This window comes from Microbispora triticiradicis (genome assembly GCF_005864065.1).
Taxonomy (GTDB): domain Bacteria; phylum Actinomycetota; class Actinomycetes; order Streptosporangiales; family Streptosporangiaceae; genus Microbispora; species Microbispora triticiradicis.
The window spans coordinates 92,455-114,311 of record NZ_VANP01000016.1; the positions used below are offsets into that span (position 1 = coordinate 92,455).

18 protein-coding genes are annotated in these 21,857 nt (G+C 73.3%); 8 read left to right on the forward strand and 10 right to left on the reverse strand.

Going from position 1 to position 21,857, the window contains the following annotated elements; genetic code table 11:
• Positions 1-280 precede the first annotated feature (280 nt).
• Positions 281-1,381: a 3-deoxy-7-phosphoheptulonate synthase gene (gene aroF / locus FED44_RS30385; protein WP_138462838.1), complete on the forward strand. Its 1,101-nt coding sequence runs from the start codon at positions 281-283 to the stop codon at positions 1,379-1,381.
• Between the two features lie 46 nt (positions 1,382-1,427).
• On the opposite strand, the gene thiI is transcribed toward aroF, so the two are convergent.
• From thiI to FED44_RS30405, 4 genes are all read right to left on the reverse strand, one after another.
• Entirely contained in the window at positions 1,428-2,624 is a 1,197-nt protein-coding gene (gene thiI / locus FED44_RS30390) for a tRNA uracil 4-sulfurtransferase ThiI (protein WP_138462839.1), read from the reverse strand.
• A gap of 146 nt (positions 2,625-2,770) precedes the next feature.
• Positions 2,771-3,421 (reverse strand): response regulator, encoded by a 651-nt coding sequence (locus FED44_RS30395; protein WP_138462878.1) that lies wholly within the window; start codon positions 3,419-3,421, stop codon positions 2,771-2,773.
• A gap of 216 nt (positions 3,422-3,637) precedes the next feature.
• Positions 3,638-4,933 carry a MacS family sensor histidine kinase gene (macS, locus tag FED44_RS30400; protein ID WP_138462840.1) on the reverse strand — a complete coding sequence of 432 codons (1,296 nt, stop codon included), beginning with the start codon at positions 4,931-4,933 and terminating at the stop codon, positions 3,638-3,640.
• Positions 4,934-5,161: 228 nt separating this feature from the next.
• Positions 5,162-6,187 carry a 6-phosphofructokinase gene (locus FED44_RS30405; protein ID WP_117409215.1) on the reverse strand — a complete coding sequence of 342 codons (1,026 nt, stop codon included), beginning with the start codon at positions 6,185-6,187 and terminating at the stop codon, positions 5,162-5,164.
• Between the two features lie 277 nt (positions 6,188-6,464).
• On the opposite strand from FED44_RS30405, the gene FED44_RS30410 reads away from it, so the two are divergent.
• Both FED44_RS30410 and FED44_RS30415 read left to right on the forward strand, forming a co-directional pair.
• Positions 6,465-7,361, forward strand: a complete 897-nt coding sequence (locus FED44_RS30410; protein ID WP_244302396.1) for a bifunctional helix-turn-helix transcriptional regulator/GNAT family N-acetyltransferase — start codon at positions 6,465-6,467, stop codon at positions 7,359-7,361.
• A gap of 244 nt (positions 7,362-7,605) precedes the next feature.
• A complete protein-coding gene (locus FED44_RS30415; RefSeq protein ID WP_167521633.1) occupies positions 7,606-8,211 on the forward strand; it encodes a trypsin-like peptidase domain-containing protein in 606 nt (201 codons plus the stop codon).
• 63 nt (positions 8,212-8,274) lie between these two features.
• Here FED44_RS30415 and FED44_RS37785 read toward each other — a convergent pair whose 3' ends face one another.
• Positions 8,275-9,699, reverse strand: coding sequence for an alkaline phosphatase PhoX (locus FED44_RS37785; protein ID WP_244302397.1), 1,425 nt, complete (start codon positions 9,697-9,699; stop codon positions 8,275-8,277).
• A gap of 487 nt (positions 9,700-10,186) precedes the next feature.
• On the opposite strand from FED44_RS37785, the gene FED44_RS37790 reads away from it, so the two are divergent.
• The 3 genes from FED44_RS37790 (at position 10,187) to mmuM (ending at position 14,897) form a co-directional block, all read left to right on the forward strand.
• On the forward strand, positions 10,187-11,026 hold the full coding sequence (locus FED44_RS37790; protein ID WP_138462843.1) for a helix-turn-helix domain-containing protein: 840 nt from the start codon (positions 10,187-10,189) through the stop codon (positions 11,024-11,026).
• Positions 11,023-13,650 carry a VIT domain-containing protein gene (locus FED44_RS30430; RefSeq protein ID WP_138462844.1) on the forward strand — a complete coding sequence of 876 codons (2,628 nt, stop codon included), beginning with the start codon at positions 11,023-11,025 and terminating at the stop codon, positions 13,648-13,650. The genes FED44_RS37790 and FED44_RS30430 overlap by 4 nt, the downstream gene beginning before the upstream one ends.
• Before the next feature lie 392 nt (positions 13,651-14,042).
• On the forward strand, positions 14,043-14,897 hold the full coding sequence (gene mmuM / locus FED44_RS30435; RefSeq protein WP_138462845.1) for a homocysteine S-methyltransferase: 855 nt from the start codon (positions 14,043-14,045) through the stop codon (positions 14,895-14,897).
• Positions 14,898-14,966: 69 nt separating this feature from the next.
• Here mmuM and FED44_RS30440 read toward each other — a convergent pair whose 3' ends face one another.
• Together FED44_RS30440 and FED44_RS30445 are read right to left on the reverse strand one after the other, a co-directional pair.
• The gene (locus tag FED44_RS30440) at positions 14,967-16,568 is read right to left on the reverse strand and encodes an MDR family MFS transporter (RefSeq protein ID WP_244302399.1); all 1,602 of its coding nucleotides are present in this window, start codon (positions 16,566-16,568) and stop codon (positions 14,967-14,969) included.
• A gap of 93 nt (positions 16,569-16,661) precedes the next feature.
• Positions 16,662-17,360 (reverse strand): lysophospholipid acyltransferase family protein, encoded by a 699-nt coding sequence (locus FED44_RS30445; protein ID WP_117409211.1) that lies wholly within the window; start codon positions 17,358-17,360, stop codon positions 16,662-16,664.
• A 116-nt stretch (positions 17,361-17,476) separates the two neighbouring features.
• On the opposite strand from FED44_RS30445, the gene FED44_RS30450 reads away from it, so the two are divergent.
• Together FED44_RS30450 and FED44_RS30455 are read left to right on the forward strand one after the other, a co-directional pair.
• Positions 17,477-18,241: an alpha/beta hydrolase gene (locus FED44_RS30450; protein ID WP_138462846.1), complete on the forward strand. Its 765-nt coding sequence runs from the start codon at positions 17,477-17,479 to the stop codon at positions 18,239-18,241.
• 12 nt (positions 18,242-18,253) lie between these two features.
• A complete protein-coding gene (locus tag FED44_RS30455; RefSeq protein WP_117409209.1) occupies positions 18,254-18,775 on the forward strand; it encodes a hypothetical protein in 522 nt (173 codons plus the stop codon).
• Between the two features lie 34 nt (positions 18,776-18,809).
• Here FED44_RS30455 and FED44_RS30460 read toward each other — a convergent pair whose 3' ends face one another.
• Genes FED44_RS30460 through FED44_RS30470 form a run of 3 tightly spaced genes read right to left on the reverse strand, consistent with a single transcriptional unit; the run spans position 18,810 to position 21,803 of the window.
• The gene (locus FED44_RS30460; RefSeq protein ID WP_138462847.1) at positions 18,810-19,982 is read right to left on the reverse strand and encodes a hypothetical protein; all 1,173 of its coding nucleotides are present in this window, start codon (positions 19,980-19,982) and stop codon (positions 18,810-18,812) included.
• On the reverse strand, positions 19,979-20,884 hold the full coding sequence (locus tag FED44_RS30465) for an endonuclease/exonuclease/phosphatase family protein (protein WP_244302401.1): 906 nt from the start codon (positions 20,882-20,884) through the stop codon (positions 19,979-19,981). The genes FED44_RS30460 and FED44_RS30465 overlap by 4 nt, the downstream gene beginning before the upstream one ends.
• On the reverse strand, positions 20,862-21,803 hold the full coding sequence (locus FED44_RS30470) for an ROK family glucokinase (protein WP_117409207.1): 942 nt from the start codon (positions 21,801-21,803) through the stop codon (positions 20,862-20,864). The genes FED44_RS30465 and FED44_RS30470 overlap by 23 nt, the downstream gene beginning before the upstream one ends.
• Positions 21,804-21,857: the final 54 nt, after the last annotated feature.

Here is a 21,857-nt window from a genome sequence, read left to right on the forward strand (position 1 = left end):
CGCTCCGGTCGCGCCCGCGCGGAGCCGTACGGAACACGCCACGGACACGAGAGGTGGACGCGAGCGTCGAGATGTGCGCTATATTGCGTCACATGCGTACCGCTTGGTCGTTTTGGTATGGCGACGGACCCGTGAGGACCGATCGCCTCCAAGCGCTGCGCTGACAGCCAAGGAGAACGAAGGCCCCGGGTCCCACGGACCCGGGGCCTTCGTCGTTTTCCGGACCGGAGACACCCGGCCACACCGTCCGTCCGCACCATCGAGAGCACGAGGAGACACCATGGTCATCGTCATGACCCCCGAGGCCACCCAGGACGACGTCGAGGCGATCACCGACCTCGTCGCCGCGGCCGGAGGGGAGGCGTTCGCGAGCCGCGGCGTGAACCGCACGATCATCGGCCTCATCGGCGACGTCGAGCAGTTCGCCACGCTCAACCTGCGCGCCATGCCGGGCGTCGCGGACGTGGTGCGGGTCTCCACGCCGTACAAGCTGGTGAGCCGCGAGAACCATCCCGATCGCTCCACGGTGACCGTGCGCGGCGTCCCCATCGGACCCGACACCGTGACGCTGATCGCGGGCCCGTGCGCGGTGGAGACGCCGGAGCAGACGCTGGAGGCCGCGCTGATGGCCAAGGCGGCGGGCGCGACGCTGCTGCGCGGCGGGGCCTTCAAGCCGCGCACCTCGCCGTACGCCTTCCAGGGGCTGGGCGAGAAGGGCCTGCGCATCCTCGCCGACGTACGCGAGCAGACCGGGCTGCCGATCGTCACCGAGGTCGTGGACGCCCACGACGTGGCGCTCGTGGCGTCGTACGCCGACATGCTCCAGGTCGGCACCCGCAACGCGCAGAACTTCGCGCTGCTGCAGGCCGTGGGCGCCGCCGGGAAGCCGGTCATGCTCAAGCGCGGCATGACCGCGACCATCGAGGAGTGGCTGATGGCGGCCGAGTACGTCGCCCAGCGAGGCAACCTCGACATCGTGCTGTGCGAGCGCGGCATCCGGACCTACGAGCCCGCCACCCGCAACACCCTGGACATCTCGGCGGTCCCGGTCGTCCAGCGGCTGTCGCACCTGCCGGTGATCGTCGACCCGTCGCACTCCGGCGGCCGGCGCGACCTCGTCCTGCCGCTGACCCGCGCGGCCGTCGCGGTGGGCGCCGACGGCGTGATCATCGACGTGCACCCGCATCCGGAGCAGGCGCTCTGCGACGGCCCGCAGGCCCTCGTCGACGGCGACCTGGAGCGGCTCGCCGCGATCATGCGCGACTTCCCCCCGCTGGTCGGCCGCACCGCCGCCGTCACCGTGGCGGCCACCACCGGAGGAACTACCACCGTGACGACCACCACCGGGGGAGCCGCGGCCGCCGCTCCCGCTCTCGCCTGACCACGCCGGGTCCGGTACGGCCCGCGACCGCGGGCCGTACCCGGGCTCAGACCTCCAGCTTGTACGGCTGGATGGAGTCGGCGAGCTGGGCGGCGAGGTCCTCGGCGTCCAGGCGCCGCTCGATCAGCTTGAGGTCCTCGATCTTCGCGCGGGTCTCGGCCTGCCGGGACGCGAGGAGCGTGCAGCAGTCCTCGTCGGGCAGCTCGGAGATCTGCAGCGTGCCGATCCTGCGCGCCTCGGCCATGATCTCGGTCTTGTCCAGGCCGATCAGCGGACGCATGATCGGCATGTCCACGGCGTGGTCCTGCGCGGTGATGTTGGTGAGGGTCTGCGAGGAGACCTGCCCGAGGCTGTCGCCGGTGACCAGCGCCTCGGCGTGGATGCGGTGGGCGACCTCCTCGGCCGTCTTGAGCATCAGCCGCCGCTGGGCGATCACCGCGAGCCGGTCCTGCCCGGAGTTCCTGATCGACTGCTGCGCCTTGCCGAACGGCACCACCCACAGCCGCGACTTGCCCTGGAACCTGTCCAGGTTGCGCACCAGCGCGTACGCCTTGTAGATCGACTCGGAGGTGGTGAACGGGATGCCGGAGAAGTGCAGGAAGTCGACCCGCAGACCGCGCCGCATCATCCGGTAGGCCGCCACCGGCGAGTCGATGCCGCCGGACAGCAGCACGAGCCCCCGTCCGCTGGAGCCGACCGGCAGGCCGCCCTGGCCCGGCCGGCCGTCGGTGAACAGGAACGCCTCGTCCTTGTCCACCTCGATGTGCACGGTGAGCTCCGGGCGGCTCAGGTCCACCGGCAGGCCGAAGGTGTCGTTGATCGCCCCGCCGACCAGATGGTCGAGCTCGTTGGAGCGCAACGGGAACCGCTTGTCGCGGCGGCGCGAGCGCACCGCGAAGCGGGCCGAGCGCGCCACCTCGTCGCTGTCCCTGATCAGCTCGATGGCGGCCTTGGTGATCGTGTCCGGGTCCTTCGGGATCCGCCACGCCAGATGGACCAGCACGATGCCGGGCACGTCGGACACGCGGGCCGCCACCGTCTCGGCCACCTCGACGTCGGTGCCGGCGGGCAGGAACAGGGCGATCACGCCGTGCCGCTGGCGGATGTCGACGCGGTGGTCCTTGAGCGCGTGCTTGATGTTGGCCCGCAGGCGCATCTCGAAGATCTCGCGGTTCCGGCCTTTCAGGACCACCTCGCCTAACTTGAGCAGCACACAGGGCTCTCCCAGGGCGGTCATGGTCATGGGTGGAAACCTCCGGACGGACAGGGACGGCCACGGCGCCGGGGTGAGGCGCGGCCGGGAAAGGGTTCGCTGGTTCGCTGAGAGGACAACGCGTCGCCCACGTGCGGGCTTCCCACTGTAACGCCGCCGCCGAGCGGCGCACTCCCTCAATCGAGGTCGGCCAGGCCCTTCTCGATGGCGTAGCGGACCAGCTCGACCCGGTTGTGCAACTGGAGCTTGCTCAGCGTGTTCTGCACGTGGTTCTGCACCGTGCGGTGCGACAGCACCAGACGCTCGGCGATCTGCCGGTACGACAGGCCCTTGGCGACCATGCGCAGCACCTCGGTCTCCCGCTCGGTCAGCCGGGGACCGTCCCGCTGCTCCTCCTCCTGGGCGCCGGGCCGCCGGTGGGCGAGCCTGCGGTACTCGCCCAGGACGAGCCCGGCCAGGCCGGGCGTGAACACCGCGTCGCCCTCGGCGGTCCGCCGGACCGCGTCGAGGAACTCCTCCCGCCCGGCCGACTTCACGAGATATCCGGAGGCGCCCGCCTTGACCGCCTCCAGCACGTCGGCCTCCTCCGCGCTGGCCGACAGGACGAGCACGCGCGGAGGGAGCGCGGACGCGCCCAGCCCGCGGGCCACCTCCACCCCCGGCAGGTCGGGCAGGCGCAGGTCCAGCACCACCACCTCCGGCCGGACCGCCGCCGCCACCCGCAGCGCCTGCCGGCCCTCGCCCGTCGCCGCGACCACCTCGTATCCGGCCTCGGTCAGGTCGCGGGCGACCGCCTCCCGCCACATCGGGTGATCGTCCACCACCATGACCCGCACCGGGGACCGCTCGGCCCCCTCGCCTCCGGCCACGTTCACGCCCTCCTCCGCCCTCACCACGTCCAGGGCCTGTTCACCACCTTCACACCCGCCCGCGAGCTCCGCCCTGCCCGCGTCCGGTGACCGTTCACGCCGAGCCGCACGCTCCACCCTCATCAGGTCCAGGGCCCGCCCCGCCCGCATACTCCCTCCGCCGGCGGGCCGAGGTCACGCCCGCTCCCCCGCCGGAACCGACAGCTCGATCTCCGTCCCCGACGGCGAGGAGGTGATGGCCGCCGTGCCGCCGAGGTCGGCCAGGCGTCCCCGGATCGATCGGGCGACGCCCATGCGTCCCTCGCGGGCCGCCTGCTCCAGCCGTCCGTCGGGGATGCCCGGCCCCTCGTCGCGGACGGTGACGACCACCGCGTCGTCGTCGTCCTCCGCGAGTATCCACGCCCGCGTGCCCTCCGGGCAGTGCCGTACGACGTTGTCGAGGGCCGCGCCGACGGCCGCCGCCACCTCCCGTGCCGTCGCGGCGGGCAGCGGCAGCGGCGTCGCGGGCGCCGACACGGTCACCCGGGCCGTGCCGAACGGCCGGAGGAGGTCACGCAGGTCGGCGTACGGCTCTGCCCCGGGATCGACCCCGGGATCGGCCCCGGGCTCGGGCGCGAATTCGGGCGCGGGCTCCGCGCCGGGGCGGGCGGGGCGACGGAGGCGGCCGGCGGAGCCCGGGCCGCGCCCGGCGCGGGTGCCGCGCGCCGCGAAGGCCGGTCGCAGGCGGTCGCGCAGGCCGGTGGGGGTGAGATCCGGCGCCCGGGTGATGGGCGGGGCCTGCACCAGTGCCCGCAGCGCCGCCTCCTGCTCGCCCGCGAGCCTGCCGAGCTCGGCCGCCTCGCCGCCGATCTCCGCGCCCCTGCGCTGCACGAGGGCGAGCACCTGGAGCACCGAGTCGTGGATGCCGCGCGCCAGGCGCTCCCGCTCCCGGCCCGCGGCCTCCATCAGCACGGCGCGCCGCATGCGCTCCTCCGCCTCCCGCGCGAGCCGGGCGACGTGCCCGACGACCACTCCGGCCAGGAACAGGAGCACCGCGCCGTTCACCTGCAGCGAGGCGAGTTCGACCCCGCTCCCACCGCGCAGCCACAGGTCGGCCGCCGACATGACCGCGGCGGCGGCGGCGCCCGCGCGGCGTCCTCCGGCCACGCCGTACGCGAGGACCGGCCCAGCCACCCACGTCGCCGTCAGCGGCATCACGCCGGCCGCCGCGGCGGCGGGGCCCTGCGCGTACGGCGTGGCCAGCAGGCAGGCGACCGTGACGAGGAGGTCGGCGGCCAGCAGCGGCACGCGCCGGGTGGCGGGATACCGGACGAGCGTGACGACCGTCCAGGCGGCCATCACCCCGATGACCGTCCAGGACACGACCGGACGGGCGTATCCGCCCGCTCCGAGCACGAACAGCGCCGCGTACGCGAGCGACGCGACGCGGTAGACCGCGATCGCCCGCCAGAACGGTCCCTCGATGCCCATCGCGCGGCGCCCCCTCGTGGCTGAGCCGGGAGGGCCGATCCCTCCGCTCACATACTGGGCGATTCCGGGTGGCGATCCGGCGGGTTCCGGCCTCTCACACGCGTACGGCTCCCGCGAAACGACGCGGGAGCCGTACGGACGGACGGTGGACGGCCCGCCCGCAGCGAGCGGGCCGTCATCACGGATCGGCGGGTCGACATGGCCCGGCCGACCGGTGTGGCCGGCGGATCAGCCGAAGAAGACCTCGGCCTCCGAGTAGCGGGAGGCGGGGACGGTCTTGAGCTCGGAGGTCGCCTCGTCGAGGCCGGCGCGGACGATATCGGTGCCGCGCAGCGCGACCATCTTGCCGAAGTCGCCGTCGTGCACGGCGTCGATCGCGCCGAGGCCGAAGCGGGTCGCGAGCACCCGGTCGTAGGCGGTCGGAGTGCCGCCGCGCTGGATGTGGCCGAGGACCGTGGTGCGGGCCTCCTTGCCGGTGCGCTTCTCGATCTCCTTGGCCAGGAGCTCGCCGATGCCGCCGAGACGCACGTGGCCGAACGCGTCGAGCTCACCGGCCTGGAGCGCCATCTGGCCCTCCATCGGGTGGGCACCCTCGGCGACGACGATGATCGGCGAGTAGCGGGTCTTGAACCGCGACTCGACGTAGGAGCAGACCTTGTCGATGTCGAACGGCTTCTCCGGGATGAGGATCACGTTGGCGCCGGCGGCCATGCCCGCGTGCAGCGCGATCCAGCCCGCGTGACGGCCCATGACCTCGCAGATCAGCGCGCGGTGGTGGGACTCGGCGGTGGTGTGGAGCCGGTCGATGGCCTCCATCGCGATGTTCACCGCGGTGTCGAAGCCGAAGGTGTAGTCGGTCGCGTTGAGGTCGTTGTCGATCGTCTTGGGCACGCCGACGACCTTGACGTCGCGGTCGAACAGCTGCTTGGCGACGCCGAGGGTGTCCTCGCCGCCGATCGCGATGAGCGCGTCGACGCCCTGCGCGGCCAGGTTCTCCTTGATCCGCTCGACACCGCCCTCGATCTTGATCGGGTTGGTGCGGGAGGACCCGAGGATCGTGCCGCCGCGCGGCAGGATCCCGCGGACGGCCTGGATGTCGAGCGGCATGGTGTCGCCCTCGAGGGGCCCACGCCAGCCGTCGCGGAATCCGACGAACTCGTGCCCGTACACGCCGATCCCCTTGCGGACGACGGCGCGGATCACCGCGTTCAGACCGGGGCAGTCGCCGCCTCCGGTCAGGACTCCAATACGCATGACGGGTATTCCTCCATCTTGGATACGCGGAATGGCGCGGCCGGGCCCAACGCAGACCCCGGTGCTCACCGCACCGCATTCTGCCCAAGCCTCGCGACAATGGTCTAGACCAACAAGAGAGGCTACGCCACCCGGCCGACCACGACCAAAACAGTCTCGCACGGCGAGACCGCACCCGCCGGGAGACCCGTCTTCCCAACCGTACGCGGCGGCTCTATGTTTGACTCAGTCAAACGTTTCCTTGAGGTGGGCAACCAAAATGGACATAGTGCCGCAAGTGCGGGCATTCAACCGCTTCTACACCTCCGTCATCGGGGTGCTCGGTGCGGGAATGCACGACACCCCCTACTCGCTGACGGAGGCGCGGGTGCTGTTCGAACTGGGCACCCGGGAGCAGGCGGCCGACGCGGCGGACATCAGGGGCATGCTCGGTCTCGACGCCGGCTATCTGAGCCGGATCCTGTCCAGGTTCGAGACCGACGGGCTCGTCTCCCGCGAGAAGTCCCCGGAGGACGCCCGCCGCCAGGTCATACGGCTCACCCCGAAGGGCCGGGAGACCTTCGCGATGATCGACCGGCGCTCGGCCGCCGAGATCGACGCCCTGGTCGAGAAGCTCGCCGACCCCGAACGCCGCCGGCTCGTCTCCGCGATGGACACGGTGAAGCGCCTGCTGGAGCCACCGGCGCAACGGCGCGAACCGTACGTGATCCGGCCGCCGCGGCCGGGCGACCTCGGCTGGGTGGTGCAACGACACGGGGCCCTCTACAGCGAGGAGTACGGCTGGGGCGCGTCGTTCGAGGCGTACGTCATCAGGATCCTCGCCGCCTACCTCGACGACCACGACCCCCGGCGGGAGGCGGGCTGGATCGCCGAGGTCGCGGGCGAGCCCGTCGGGTGCGTCTTCTGCGCATGCGAGGACGAGACCACGGCGCGGCTGCGACTGCTGCTGGTCGAGCCGTCCGCGCGGGGCATGGGGATCGGCGGGCGACTGGTCGAGGAGTGCCTGCGCTTCGCCACCGCGGCCGGGTATCGCAGGATCACGCTCCTGACCCGGGACGTGCTGCTCGGCGCCCGCCGGATCTACCAGGCCGCCGGGTTCACCCTGGCCGATCGCTATCCGGGCGAGGAGTCGGGCGTCCCCATCGTCGAAGAGGTGTGGACGCGCGACCTCTGACCCCCCGCCCTAGCGTGATCGCCATGCGCGGAGCGGTACGGCGGATCGCGGGAGCGGTCGCCCTGGCAGGGTGCGCGGCGGGGGGCGTGGCGGGATGCGCCGCCACGCGTGAGCCGCGTGAGCAGTCCCCACCCGTCGCTGTGCCCGTCCGCCGCCTGTCGCTGTGCCCGTCACGCCGCCTGTCACGCCGCCTGTCACGCCGCCCGCTGGCGTACCGGCCTTGAGCGCGGCCCCCGTGCGGCGCGTGCATGCCGAAGCGGCCCACAGCGTGGTGCGGGTGCGGGGCCTCGCCTCCGCGTGCGACCGCCGGACGGAGGCGACGGGCTTCGTCTACGCACCCGAAAGAGTGCTGCTCAACGCGCACGCCGTCGCGGGTGTGGACAAGGATCTCGAAGTGGTCCTCGACGACGGACGGCGGTTCGGCGCCCGGGTGGTCGCCTTCGGCCCTCGGGCGGACGCCGCCGTTCTGCGGGTGCCGGGGCTTCCCGCCCGGCCGTTGCCGCCCGCCCGCGCCGTGAGGACCACGGCCGTGATCGTGGGCTATCGGGACGGGAAGAGGTCCCCGGTCGCGCTGCCCGTCACCGTCCGCGCGGGCGTGCCCGCCGAGACGTACGACATCTACAACCGCGTCCGGGTGTCGCGGCAGGTTCACCGTTTCCAGGGCGCCGACATCGGAAAAGGCATGTCGGGCGCGCCCCTCCTCACCGGCGAGGGCCGGGTGATGGGCATGGTCTTCGCGAAGGACACGGACAAGGCGAGCGTCGGCTACGCGCTCGCCGCCGGCGAGTTCGCGCCGGCCGCCACGGCCGGCCGGAACGCCACTCGTGCGGTGTCCCACGGCCCCTGCTGACATCGCCTGCCCGGCCCGATGTCACCGGGCTCGGCGGGACGGACGGGGCTTGCCGCGCGTGGCTCAGGCGCGTACGAGGTCCTCGAACGGGCCGGTGATCTCGACGGTGACGGGCACCACACCGGACCGGGCGCCGGCGGGTGGGCGGCAGGAGAGATAGAGCCTGTCGCCCGCCGGGGACATGGACGGACCCGTGACCGTCCAGCCGTCCGGCATCCGGAGGAACGGCACCACCCGGTCCCCCGCGACGAGGACGATCTCCTCGCCGTCGTCCCAGACGCCGGGCCGTGCCTCCGGCTCCCCGGCCGTCGCGGAGCCCGGGCCGCTCGACCGGGTGGGGGCGCTGAGAGCACCGGGCGTGGGAGGAGTGCCGGGAGCGGCCGCGGTGCCGAGGGCGCTGAGGGCGGCAGGAGTGCCGGGGGCGTGGGCGATGCCGGGGGTGCCGGTGCTGCCAGGGGCGCGGGGGGCGATACCGGAGGTCTCGGTGCTGCCAGGGGTGCCAGGGGTGGCGGGGTCGTGGAGAACACCGAGACGCTCCGACCTGACGTCGTAGGCCCACACGCGGCCATCGCCGTCACTGACGAACCGCAACACGCCGTCGCGGTAGTGACAGTCGCCGCCGCCCGCGAACCGCCGGGCACCCTTCACCTGGTCGCGTACGGGCACGCGGGACGCGGCCGGGGACGGCACCGGCTCCCACCGCACGGCCTCGTCGCCGGGAGCTCCGGTCATCACGTCGAGGACGCCGGTGGTGAGGTCGCCCCAGTCGCCGGGGCGGAACCGGTACAGGCACCCGTCCGGCTCCCCCTCGGTGAGGTAGACGAACCCCCGGTCGGGATCGCAGACCATGCCTCCATGGGTGAACAGGCCCATCGCCAGCCGGGGCATCGGAGCGCGCAGGCCGTACGGGTCGCATTCGAAGACCGTGCCCTGGGGTGTCCGCTCGCCCGACAGCCAGGTGTCCCACGGGGTCACGGCGCCGGAGTCGACGCGGTCGGCGCCGGACAGCACGCGATATCCGCCGCGCAGGCTCCCGTCCGGCGCGAACCGCAGCGCGGTCACGCCGCCGAGCAGCGGCAGCGCGCAGTTGGAGACGTAAATCCAGCCGTCACCGTCCGGGAAGCACCCTCCGCCGCCGGGCGCGGCGTGCCACACCACGCCGCCGGTACGCTCCCCCGACGACGCCACGATCCGGCAGGTGAAGCCCGGCGGGAGGGTACGCGACAGGTGCCGGGCCGGCAGGTCGTCCGCGTCGCTCTGTTCGGGAGACTCGTTCCCGTCAGACCGGTCCGCGCGCCCGGCGAGAGCCCTCTTCCGGCGCGACTCGGCCTGTCCGGGGCGGCCCGTGTGCCCGTGCGGGTTCCGCTCCCCCGGCGGCTCGTCCCGCTCGCCGTGGCCGACGCCGCCGCCCGGCCCGTGTGGGTCGGCTCCGCGAGGGAACGCCGTGCGCCAGAGCGATCCCGGCGACGCCGACACAGCCGCCGACAAGGAAGTACCCCGCACCGCTGACCCGCCTTCCTGACCTGCCCCTGGTCATGCCTCTGGTCACGCCTGTGGTCGCTCCGGTCCGCCCCGTACGGACGGGTGCCGCTTCGCCTGCGGTCCGCCCCGTACGGACGGGTGCCGCTTCGCCTGCGGGCCGCCCGGGACGGCCGCCTTCTCACCTGGACGCCTTCTCACACTGCCGCCCGGACCGCCCTCGGCCCGAGACCGCCCGCGCCGCCTGGCGCCGCCCGCTCCCCTACCCCGTCCGGAACACATCTGACCGGGTCTTTCTCTCCAGGACGGCGGGTCGCACACGTGGACGCCCAGTGGATCGGGAACACGTGAACGCCGAGGAAAGGGACATCTCTCATCGAGGCGAACGCTCCACTAACCCTGCCGCCGCACGCCGGGACGAGGCCCTTCACCCCTGACGGGAACCTTTATCGGCAGAACGTTGACAGTGTCATCGTGACAGTGTCATCGTGGAGGCATGAGCGGGACCTGGACGATCGGTGAGCTGGCGGAGCGGGCGGCGGACCTGCTCGGATCCGAGCCGCGCGTCAACGGAAGGGTCCGGGAGGTGCCCAACGAACGGCTCATCCGCTGGTACACGACGATCGGCCTGCTGGACCCGCCCGCCGCCCGGCGCGGCAGGCTCGCTCTCTACGGCCGCCGCCACCTGCTTCAGCTCGTGGCCGTCAAGCGCCGCCAGGCGGAGGGGCTGTCCATCGCCGCCATCCAGGCGGAACTCGCGGGCGCGACCGACGCCATGCTCCAGCGGATCGCCGGCCTTCCCGAGGTGCCCCACCCGCAGGGCGGCCCCGGTCGCGCCCTCGGCGAGCCGTCCCAGCCGGGAGCGACAGAGCCGGAACGGCCCTCGGCCGCCGCAATCCCCGACGTGGCGCGGCCGACGGACCGGAAGCGGTTCTGGGCCCGGCCGGCCGGCTCCACCCACTTCGATCCGGCAGGCTCCGGCCCTGTGGGGGCCGGCCCCGGCGATCCCGTCCCGGCGCCGCGTCCCGGCGCGGCACCCGATTCCTTCGGCATGCCAGACCTGCGCACCGTCACAACGGCTTCCACCGGCGGACCGGCGGGGGACCTTCGGGGCGACGTCCTGTTCGGCGTCCGTCTCGCGCCCGGGGTGACGGTCCTGCTCGAATCGGCCCACCGTACGCCGGACGGCGACGAGGCGGCCGCGCTGCGCCGGGCCGCCGCTCCGCTCCTCGCGGCACTCGGCGCGCTCGGCCTGGCCGGGCCCTTCGAGGACACCGAGACCACGACGCCCTGGGACTCAACGGATTCCGAGACACGCAAGGGGATGACCTCATGACCGTTCCCATCACACCTCTGCGGCCGGAGGAGTGCCGGCCCGAGCCGCACGCCGGGCTCGGCGCGCTCGAAACCGCGAAGGGCAACCTCCCTCTGGAGAGCGTCGACGTCACCGCGCGTCTCACCGGGCTGGTGGCCGGCGTCGAGGTCGTCCAGACCTTCCGCAACCCGTTCGACGTGTCGCTTGAGGCGACGTACGTCTTTCCGCTGCCGCCGCGAGCGGCGGTCACCGCCTTCCGCATGGAGGCGGACGACCGGGTGATCGACGGCGTGCTCAAGGAGCGCGGCCAGGCGCGGGCCGACTACGACCGCGCGCTCGCCGAGGGCAGGCGCGCGGCGATCGCCGAGGAGGACCGGCCCGACGTCTTCACGATCCGGGTCGGCAACATCGTCCCCCGGGAGCGCGTGGTCGTCCGGCTCACGATGAGCCAGCCGCTCCCCTACGAGGACGGCGCGGCCGAGTTCCGCTTCCCGCTGGTCGTGGCGCCCCGCTACATACCGGGGGCTCCCCTGTCCGGGCCCGCCGCGGGTGACGGCGTCGCGCCCGACACGGACGCCGTGCCCGACGCCTCCCGCATCTCACCGCCGGTCCTGCTGCCCGGGTTCCCGTCTCCGGTACGGCTGTCGCTCACGACGACCGTCGACTCCGCCGGGCTCGGCCTGCGGGAGGTCCGCTCCAGCCTGCACGAGGTCGAGCGAGAGGGCGACACGATCACACTGCGGCCCGGCGAACGGCTCGACCGCGACTTCATCCTGCGCCTGGCGTTCGACGCCTCCTCGTCCCTCGCCCTCGTCCCGGACACCCTGTCCGGCGGTGTGCCGGACGCGCCGGGCGGCGTGCCGGAACGCGTCCCCGGCGGACCCGCGGGCCGCGGGCCGCGGGCAGGCGAGACGACGGCCGGAGGGGAGGCGGGCGATGCCTCGGGAACCCCGGAGGGGACCTTCGTGCTCACCCTGCTGCCTCCGCCGGAGGACACGGCACGGTCCGCGCCCCGGGACGTCGTCCTGCTGCTCGACCGCTCGGGCAGCATGACCGGATGGAAGATGGTGGCGGCGCGCCGCGCCGCGGCCCGCATCGTCGACACACTCACCCGGCACGACCGGTTCGCCGTGCTCTCGTTCGACTCCGTGGTCGAGCGCGCGTTCCCGGGTGGCCTGGTGGAGGGCACCGACCGCAACCGGTACCGCGCCGTCGAACATCTCGCCCGGCTCGGCGCCCGGGGCGGCACCGAAATGCTCGCCCCCCTTGAGGAGGCCCTGCGCCTGCTGGGCGAGCGGGACGACGACCTCCCGGGCGAGCCCGCACGCGATCGGGTGCTCGTGCTGGTCACCGACGGCCAGGTGGGCAACGAGGACGAGATCCTCGAACGCGTCGGCCCCCGGCTGGGCGGCACCCGCGTCCACACCGTGGGCATCGACAGGGCGGTGAACGCGGGGTTCCTCGGCCGGCTGGCCCTGCTCGGCTCCGGCCGCTGCGAACTGGTCGAGTCGGAGGACCGTCTCGACGAGGCGATGGAGCACATCCACCGGCGGATCGGCTCACCGCTGGTGACCGACGTCTCCGTGCGGGCCGAGGACGTCGACCTGGTGCCGGGCACCGTCACGCACGCCGGTTCGCTCTACCCGGGGGTCCCGCTGGTCGTGACCGGGCGTTACCGGGGCCGGACGGCGGGCGCTCTCACCGTGCACGGCCGCACGGCCGACGGGCGTGCCTGGGAGGAGCGCGTCGAGGGCCGTCCCGCCCGGGACGGCGCGGCGCGGGCCGTGTGGGCGCGGGCGCATCTGCGCAGCCTGGAAGACCGATACGCGGTGGGCGACCGCTCGCTGGAGCAGCAGATCATCGACATCTCGCTCCGCTTCGGTGTGCTGTGCCGGTTCACCGCGTTCGTGGCCGTCGACACCCATGTGACTAGTGAAGGCGCTCCGGAGCATCGCGTCCTCCAGCCGGTCGAACCGCCGAGCGGGTGGGAGATACCCGCCGCGATGCCGATGATGGTGGCCGGAGCGCCGATGATGGCCAGGATGGCCTCCGTCACCAGCAGCGCGGAGGCCGCACCCGGCACGGCGGCGGACGCGCCCATCGGAGCGGTCTCCGGGGCTGTCGCGCCGAGCGCGCCCTTCGCCGCCGCACCGCCCCCACCTCTGGCTCCGGCTCCGGGCGCACCGGGCGGCGGGGCGCGTCCGTCCCGAGGGTTCTCCGCCGGAGGCTTCCTGTCGCGTCGTGGCTCCGAGCCCGCGGCGCTGACGGACCTCGACGGCGTACGGCCCCTGCTGACCGAGGAGCTCACGAGACTGGGCCAGGCGGAGTCGCTGCCGGAGCGGGAGCGCCGGCGCTACCTGGCGGATCTCGCCAGCCGCCTGCGAGTCGTCGCCCAGATGGTGGGGAGTCACCCCGGCCTTCTCGCGCTGGCAGCCGACCTCGACAAGGCCGAGTGGGCCGAAAGCTCGCTCGACGACCTCTGGCGGCGGGCCGTCGATCTGCTGACCGGCCTGGTCGGCGGCTCCGGGCGGGGCGAGCACGGCGCCCGTCACGGCGAAGGCGAGCACGGCGCCGGTGACGGCGGGGGCAGGCACAGCTCCGCGACGGAGAGGGAGCGCCGACGCCCCTTCTGGAAGCGGTCCTGACCTTTCCCCGCCTTCCGGGGCGCGTCGCCATGAGCGTCTCGGGACGGACGGCTGTGGCCGGGACACCGGCGGAAACGCCGGGCCCGGCCACAGAGGGTCCGCTGCCGCTGTGAGCGAAGCCCTACGAGGGTTCAGGTAGGCGGATGACATCGGACGGCGGGGTGGGCACGGGACGCCGAGGCTCCCGCACCCCTCCCGCGTCGGGCCGATCGTCGCGTCCACCTGCGGAGACGCGAGACCGGCGGCGCAGCAACCGATTGACGAGCTCTTTAAGCCCCATACCTGGCGAACGTAGTAGATCCACGAGCGGTTCCGACAGAGAACCGGCGTCCGCTCCGGGCGAACCATCCCCTCCGGCCAGCTCACGGACCTGAAGCACGTAGGGTGCCGGTATGCATCCCGTGGTCCTCGACGGCGGTCTCGCGACCCATCTGGAGTCCCTCGGCTGCGATCTGAGCGACGACCTGTGGTCGGCCCGGCTGCTGGCCGACGATCCCGGCGTCATCCGCCGCGCGCATCTCGACTACTTCCGCGCCGGGGCCGACGTCGCCACCACGGCGAGCTACCAGGCCAGCGTCCCCGGGTTCGTACGGCACGGCATGTCGCCGCGGGAGGCCCGCGACCTCATCCGGCTGTCGGTGACGCTGGCCGTGCAGGCGAGGGACGAGGCCGGGCACGGACTGGTCGCGGCGAGCGTGGGGCCCTACGGCGCCTACCTCGCCAACGGCGCCGAGTACACGGGCGACTACGACCTGGACGAGGACGGCCTGGTCGAGTGGCATCGCGAACGCTTCGGCATCCTCGCCGGCGCCGGAGCCGACCTGCTGGCGTGCGAGACGATTCCCTCGCTGGCCGAGGCCCGGGCGCTGGCACGGCTCCTGCGTGAGACACCGTCCGTGCGCGCCTGGGTCGCCTTCTCCTGCCGGGACGGCGAGCACGTCAGCGACGGGACGCCCTTCGAGGAGTGCCGCGCGATCTTCGACGGGCTTCCCCAGGTGATCGCCGTCGGCGTGAACTGCACCCCACCACGGTTCGTGCCCGACCTGGTCAAGCGGGGTGCCACCGTCGTCTATCCGAACTCCGGTGAGAGGTGGGACGCCGTGAACCGCCGCTGGCTCGGCCTCGCCGACCCCGTGGAGTTCGGCAGGGCGGCCGCCGGATGGGTCTCGCTCGGCGCCCGTCATGTGGGCGGCTGCTGCCGCACCACTCCCGCCCACATCCGCGAGATCCGCTCCCACCTCACCTGACCGGCCCTGACCCGGGGCAGACCTCCTGGACCGCGAAGCCCACGCCCGGGCCGGCCCGAGCGGGCGCTGTCAGCCCATCTCGGCCTGGGCCTGGCCCTCGCCGCCCCGGGACGCCAGCGGGATCTCCTTGAGGAACAGGGCCACAACCAGCGCGGCGGCGACGAAGGGCAGGCTGGCGAGGAACACGTCGTCGATCGCGTTCGTGAACGCGACCAGCACGTGTTCCTTGACCGGCTGCGGCAGCCGCTGGATCGCCTGCACGTTCTCGGCGTTCACCTGTCCCGGAGGCATCCTGCCGCCGAACTCCGCGGCCAGATGGTGGGCGAGCCGGCTGGTGAGGACCGCGCCCATGATCGCCGTACCGATGGCGGCGCCCATCATCCGGAAGAACGTCGCCGAACTGGTCGCCACGCCCATGTCGGCCCGCTCCACCGCGTTCTGGATCGCGGTGACGACCGTCTGCATGGTGAACCCGAGCCCGGCGCCGAAGAGGTAGGCGTAGATCGCCACCTGCCAGTACGGCGAGTCCGCCCGGATCGTGGACAGCAGCCACAGTGCCACCAGGAGGACCGCCGCGCCGAGGATCGGGTAGACCTTGTAGCGTCCGGTGCGGCTCATCAGCTGGCCGGAGGTGATCGACGTGGAGAAGATGCCGACCACGGCGGGCAGCAGTGCCAGGCCCGACACGGTCGGCGACATGCCCTGCACCGCCTGCAGGTAGACCGGCAGGAAGATCATGCCGCCGAACATCGCGAGTCCCGCGAGGAAGTTGTAGCCGTTCCCCACGCTGAAGACCGCGTTGCGGAACAGGCGCATCGGCAGGATCGGCTCGGGCGCCCGCAGCTCCACCAGCACGAACAGTGCCGCGAACGCCACGAAGGCGGCGAGCAGGGCCAGCGCGCCGGGGGCCGTCCAGCCGAGTTCGTTGCCCGCCCAGTCGAGGTAGAGCAGGAAGCACGACACGGCGGCCACGATCAGCGTCGCCCCGAGGTAGTCGACGCGGTGGCTGCGGCGCACGGTGGGCATCTTCAGCGCCACCGAGGTCACGACGAGCGAGACCACCCCGATCGGCAGGTTGATCCAGAAGATCCACCGCCAGCCAGGGCCGTCGGTGAAGAACCCGCCGAGCAGCGGCCCGGCCACGCTGGAGGTGCCCCAGACGGCGCCGAAGTATCCCTGGTAGCGCCCGCGCTCACGCGGCGGGATCACGTCGCCGATGATGCTGAACGCCAGCGACATCAGGCCGCCGCCGCCCAGGCCCTGCAATGCGCGGAACGCGATGAGCTGGCCGATGTTCTGGCTCAGCCCGGCCAGGACCGAGCCGAGCAGGAAGATGCCGATCGCGGTCTGGAAGATCACCCGCCGGCCGTACAGGTCGGAGATCTTGCCCCACAGCGGGGTCGCCGCGGTCGAGGTGAGCAGGTAGGCGGTGACCACCCAGGAGAGCTTGTCGAGGCCGCCGAGCTCGCTGACGATGCGCGGCAGGGCGGTGCCGACGATGCTCTGGTCGAGCGCGGCCAGCAGCATCCCGGCGGCGACTCCGCACAGGACGATCAGGATCTGACGGTGGGGCAGGTATCCCGGTGCGGCCTGCTGCTCCTCGCGGACGCTCATGCCGCGCGCCCCCGCGGGCCGGACCCCCACGAGGTGGGTGACGTCGACGTGCGGCACCTGTGTGCTGGCTTGGGCATGCGCCTTCCGATCTGAACGTCTGGATCACGTGCGCGGCGGACATCGCCACGTTACCCGTCCAGTCCGGAAGTATTAGGAATTCTCGCGAGCCGCCCGTGTCATCTCGGTCTTCGCCGCCGCCGCGTACTTGTCGACGTACTCCTGGCCCGACAGCTCCATCAGCGCGTACATGATCTCGTCGGTGACGGCGCGGAGCACCAGGCGGTCGTTCTCCATGCCGTAGTAGCGGGAGAAGTCGAGCGGCTTGCCGTACCGCACGCCGGGACGGATGCCGAACCTCGGCACGGGCCGCCCGGGGGGCATCATCTCGAACGTGTTGACCATCGCCCATGGGATCACCGGCGACCGGGACTCCAGCGCCAGCCGCGCCACGCCCGTCTTGCCCTTGTAGAGGCGGCCGTCGGGCGACCGGGTGCCCTCGGGGTAGATGCCGAGGACCTTGCCCTCGTTGAGGATGCGCAGCCCGGTGCGCAGCGCCGCCTCGCTCGCCTTGCCGCCCGAGCGGTCGATCGGCACGGTGCCGACGGCCGAGAAGAAGGCCCGGCTGAAGAGGCCCTTGATGCCGCTGCCGGTGAAGTACTCCGCCTTGCCGAGCGAGATGACCTTGCGAGGCAGGAACCCGGCCCCGAAGAAGTGGTCGGCGAACGACAGGTGGTTGCCGGCCAGGATGACCGGACCCTCCTTCGGGACGTTCTCCACGCCCTCCGCCCAGGGGCGGAACACGAAGTGGAGGAGCGGCCAGAGGATGGCCTTCACCACCCAGTACAACACGCGGACTCCCTCGGCTCAGATGTGAAGTCATCTTCGCACGCCCAGCCCTCTCGCACTAACGCTGACCAACGTGCGAGTATCGGGCGGAACACGCCGCCGTCGGACGGAGGTCTCCCATGCCAGTGCTGCCCGGTGCGGAGCCGTACCACCACGACGGCGGCGAGATCGGCGTCCTCCTCTGCCACGGGTTCACCGGCTCGCCGCAGTCCCTGCGGCCGTGGGGCGAGCACCTGGCCCGGTCCGGGCTGACCGTCTCCCTGCCGCGCCTGCCCGGCCACGGCACGAGCTGGCAGGAGATGAGCCGCACGCGCTGGGAGGACTGGTACGCCGAGCTGGGCAAGGCGTTCGCCGACCTGCGCGGCCGGTGCTCGGACGTGTTCGTGGCGGGGCTGTCCCTCGGCGGCTGCATGGCGCTGCGCCTGGCCGAGGTCCACGGCGACTCCGTACGCGGGGTCGTAGTGGTCAACCCCTCGGTGGTCAGCGACGCGCCGCTGCTGCGGCTCGCCCCGGCGCTGAAGTACGTGATGCCCTCGGTCCCCGGCGTGGCGGGCGACATCAAGAAGGAGGGCATGACGGAGCTCGGCTACGCGCGCACCCCGGTGCGTGCCGCGGCCACGCTGCCCCAGCTGTGGAAGCTGGTCCAGCGGGACATCGGCGAGGTGACGCAGCCGCTGCTGGTGTTCCACAGCAGGGACGACCACGTCGTGAAGCCGGCGAGCGTGGCGTTCCTCCAGGCGAGGCTGGGGGACAATCTCGAGGTCAGGGAGCTGACGGACAGCTATCACGTCGCCACCCTCGACAACGACGCGCCCGCGATCTTCGAGGGGAGTCTGGAGTTCATCCGCTCCCACGCCTCGGTACCCTTGACGAAGGACCTGTGACCAGGGATCGACGTGACACCGCAAAGTGACGAGGACGAGGTCTGGCGCCAGATCGTCGCCTCGTTCAACGAAAAAGCCGAGGACGCCTCGGCCGATCAGCCATGGCCTGATCGCGAGAACGTGACCGAGGAGCCCCGCCCCGGCGCGGCCAACGGCTCCACCGCCACCGACCGTGACGGCGCTGACGACGGCGCCCGGGACACCGGCGGCGAGCGTGACGACGCCGCCGGCGAGGACACGGACGAGCCGGACGGCCAGACGGCCCCCGTCGCGGTGAGCGAGGACGACGACCACTACGTCCCGCCGCCCCCGCCGCCGCTCCCCCAGGCGGACGCGGTCACCCGGGCGTCGTGGCTGGCGCTGTTCGGCGGCCCGGCCTATCTGCTGCTGGCCGCCCTGCTCGACTGGCCCAGGGACGGCTGGATCGTGTTCGCCGCCGTGTCGGCCTTCATCGCGGGGTTCGTGGTCCTCGTCGTACGGATGGGCGACGGCCCGCCCACCGACTCCGGCTGGGACGACGGCGCGGTCGTCTGACCCGGCGCCCGCCTCTCGTCACACCTGCCGCGCCTCACTGGGCGGCGAGGGCGTGCGGCGGGCCGAACCGCTCGACGAGGTCGGTGTAGCGCTCCTTGCCGTCCAGCACGTGGCCGACGGCCATGGTCAGCTCACCGGTGTGGGTGACCGCCTGCAACCGCACCTTGCGGTCCGCGCCGGACGTCTGGCCGCGCAGCCTGGTCCAGCGCGACCCGTCGTAGCGGAGCAGGAACCCGTCCGCCGCGTGGGCGGGGTCGTAGCCGGCGATCCAGAACACGCCCTCGCCGTCGCCGGTCACGCCGTACAGTTCGGCGTGCCGCTCCGGCGGCGTCGCCCGCTTCCAGCGTCTGCCGTCCCAGTCGAGGACCAGCGGGGAGATCTTCCCGTCCCGGTAGACGCCGCCGATCGCGACCGCCCGCTTGCGGCTCTCCGCGTAGACGTCGCGCAGGAAGCCGCCCCTGATCCGCGGCAGCTCGGCCCGCTTCCACCCGCCGCCGGTCAGCCGCATGGCCAGGGGGCCGTCACCCGAGTCGCCCACCGCCCAGCCGTCCGACTTGCCCGCCAGGGCCACGCCGTAGAGGGCTCCCCCGGGCCCCTGGCCGGTCCTCCAGGCGGTCCCCTTGCCTGCGCCGCCGCTGCTCAGCAGGAACGCCTGGCCGTCGCGGCTGCCGACGGCGGCCACCCGGCCGGAGGAGGCTGCGATCCCGCCGAGCCAGTCGCCCGTGCGCAGGCGCGGCACGCCGACCCGGTCGAACCCGTCGGCCGACCCCTTCGCGAGGTACGGCAGGCCGTCGTGCCCGTCGCCCACCACCCAGACCTCCCTGGGGGACGCGGCGGCGACCGACCGCAGGTGCCCGGCGCCGGTGGCGTCGCCCCTGATCGGCACCTCGCTCCAGGATGAGCCGTCCCAGTGGGTGATGACTCCCCGGTTGCGCCAGAAGTCCCAGGCCTCCTGCTGGCCCACCGCCCAGACGTCCCCGGCTGAGAGGCCGGCGACGTCGGACAGCGAGGCGTCGGCCCTGAGGCGCCCGGTGGGGAGCCCCGGGCCCTGCGCGACCTCGTCTCCCGACGGGCCTCGCTCCGCCCGGGGGCGGGCGGTCCCTGTCTGCGCGTGCGCGACCGATGTGGCGCACGGGAGGAGTCCGGCCAGCAGACCGGCGGACAGCACACACAACGGCACCGCACGCCGGATGCGGCGTCGGGTCATGGAACAGATCGTAAGGGGAACGGCGCCCTCTCCGTCGCAGAGGTCGCGATTCCGAGCCCGACGCGACGCCCGGCGTGACGCCCGGACGCGATCTCGGCGACCACCGGCCGGTGGTCGCTCGCGGCGGTCAGATCGCCGGAGGGCACGTCCGCCCCTCCGCAGGAGAGCACGGTCAGGCCCGGCCCCGCGAAGACCGCGTCGATGCGCACCCGGGGGTCGCGGGCCGGAAAGGTCCCGCCACCCGGCGCCGCGCCGGTGGCCGTACGGGAACCCCCGGCGTCCGGCGCGGCGGCGAAGCAGTCGGCGTACCGGGCCCCGAGGAAGCGCCAGACCGGGGCGCCGGGAGGCTCGTTGAGGTCGCCCGCCAGCACGGGCGCGGCCCCGAACTCCCGGGCGGCGCCCTCCAGGATCGGCACGATCTCGGCGGCGTGGCTCAGCCGCGCCCCGGCCAGGAGGTCGAGGTGGACCGAGCACACGGCGTACCTGTCCCGGCCCTTCTCCACGACCGCCACGGCGACCGCGCGCCGTTCGAGGCCGGTGAACCACCGCAGGCGCCGCCCCTCGCCCCGCAGCAGCCGTACGGCCGGGGAGGTGAGGACGGCCGTGCCGTTCAGCCGGCCCCCGGCGGCCACGGACAGCCCGGCGGCGCGGGCGAGGGCGGCCAGGGAGACCGGGACGGCGCGGCTGAACACGGGCCGCCCGTGCCGCCGCGCCGGCAGGCGCGGCACCTCCTGCAGGCACAGCACGTCCGGCCGGAGGGCCCTGATCACCCGGACCAGCGCCCTCCGGTCGTCCTTCAGCCCGCGGACGTTGTAGGTCGCGACCCGCAACACGCTTTCGCCCTTCCGGGCGGTGCCGTCGCCGGCCTCCGGCACGTCCTCAGCGGAGCCTGGCGAGGTCACCGGCCCCCACCAGACCGGCGGACGGTCCCATCTCGGCCACCCGGATGTCGGCGAGCGGACGGTGGCCCCGGCCGGTCAGCCGCGCGGCGAACTCGTCGCGGACCCGGTCGGCGAACAGGTCCGCGGCTCCGGAGACGCCCCCGCCGAGGATGAAGCACCCGGGGTCGAGGATCGCGGCCAGGTCCGCGAGGCCCTGCGCGAGCCAGTCGGCGAGCGACTCGAACGCGTCCAGCGCCGCGCGGTCGCCCAGGCGCGCCGCCTCGGTCACGTGCTCGCCCCGGACGCCCTCGACCGAGCCGCCGAGCCGCAGCAGGTGGGTGGCGGCGGCGGGGTCGGCCTCGGCGTTCGCCTTGGCCTCCGCCAGCAGCGAGCTGCCGCTGGCGTACCGCTCCCAGCACCCGTTGTTGCCGCAGCCGCAGGGGCGTCCGCCGGGCACCGTCTGCATGTGGCCGAGCTCGGCGCCCATCCCCCACCGCCCACGGTAGAGGTCGCCGCCGAGCACGATGCCCCCGCCGATGCCCGTGCCCACGGTCACGCACACGACGTGGCTCTCGCCCCGGCCCGCGCCGAAGCGGTACTCGCCCCAGGCCATGGCGTTCGCGTCGTTCTCCACGACGACCGGCAGGCCGACCAGCTCGCCGACCTTCTTGCGCAGCGGCTCCTCCCGCCAGGCCAGGTTGGGGGCGAACCGGATGACCGACCGGGTCTCGTCGACGAACCCCGCCGCGCCGATGCCCACCGCCTCGACCTCGTGCCGCGCAGCGAGCTCGTTCACCACATCGGCGATCGTGAGCGCCATCTTCTCGGGGTCGCCCGCGGGGCTGTGCCGCAGGCCGCGTTCCAGGATGCCGCCGTTCTCGTCCACGACCCCGAACGCGATTTTGGTGCCGCCGACGTCCACGCCGATGGTCAGCGCCATGCTGTCGTCCTTCCGCCCGATCCGCTACGCCGCGCTGATTGAAGCCGATCGCGC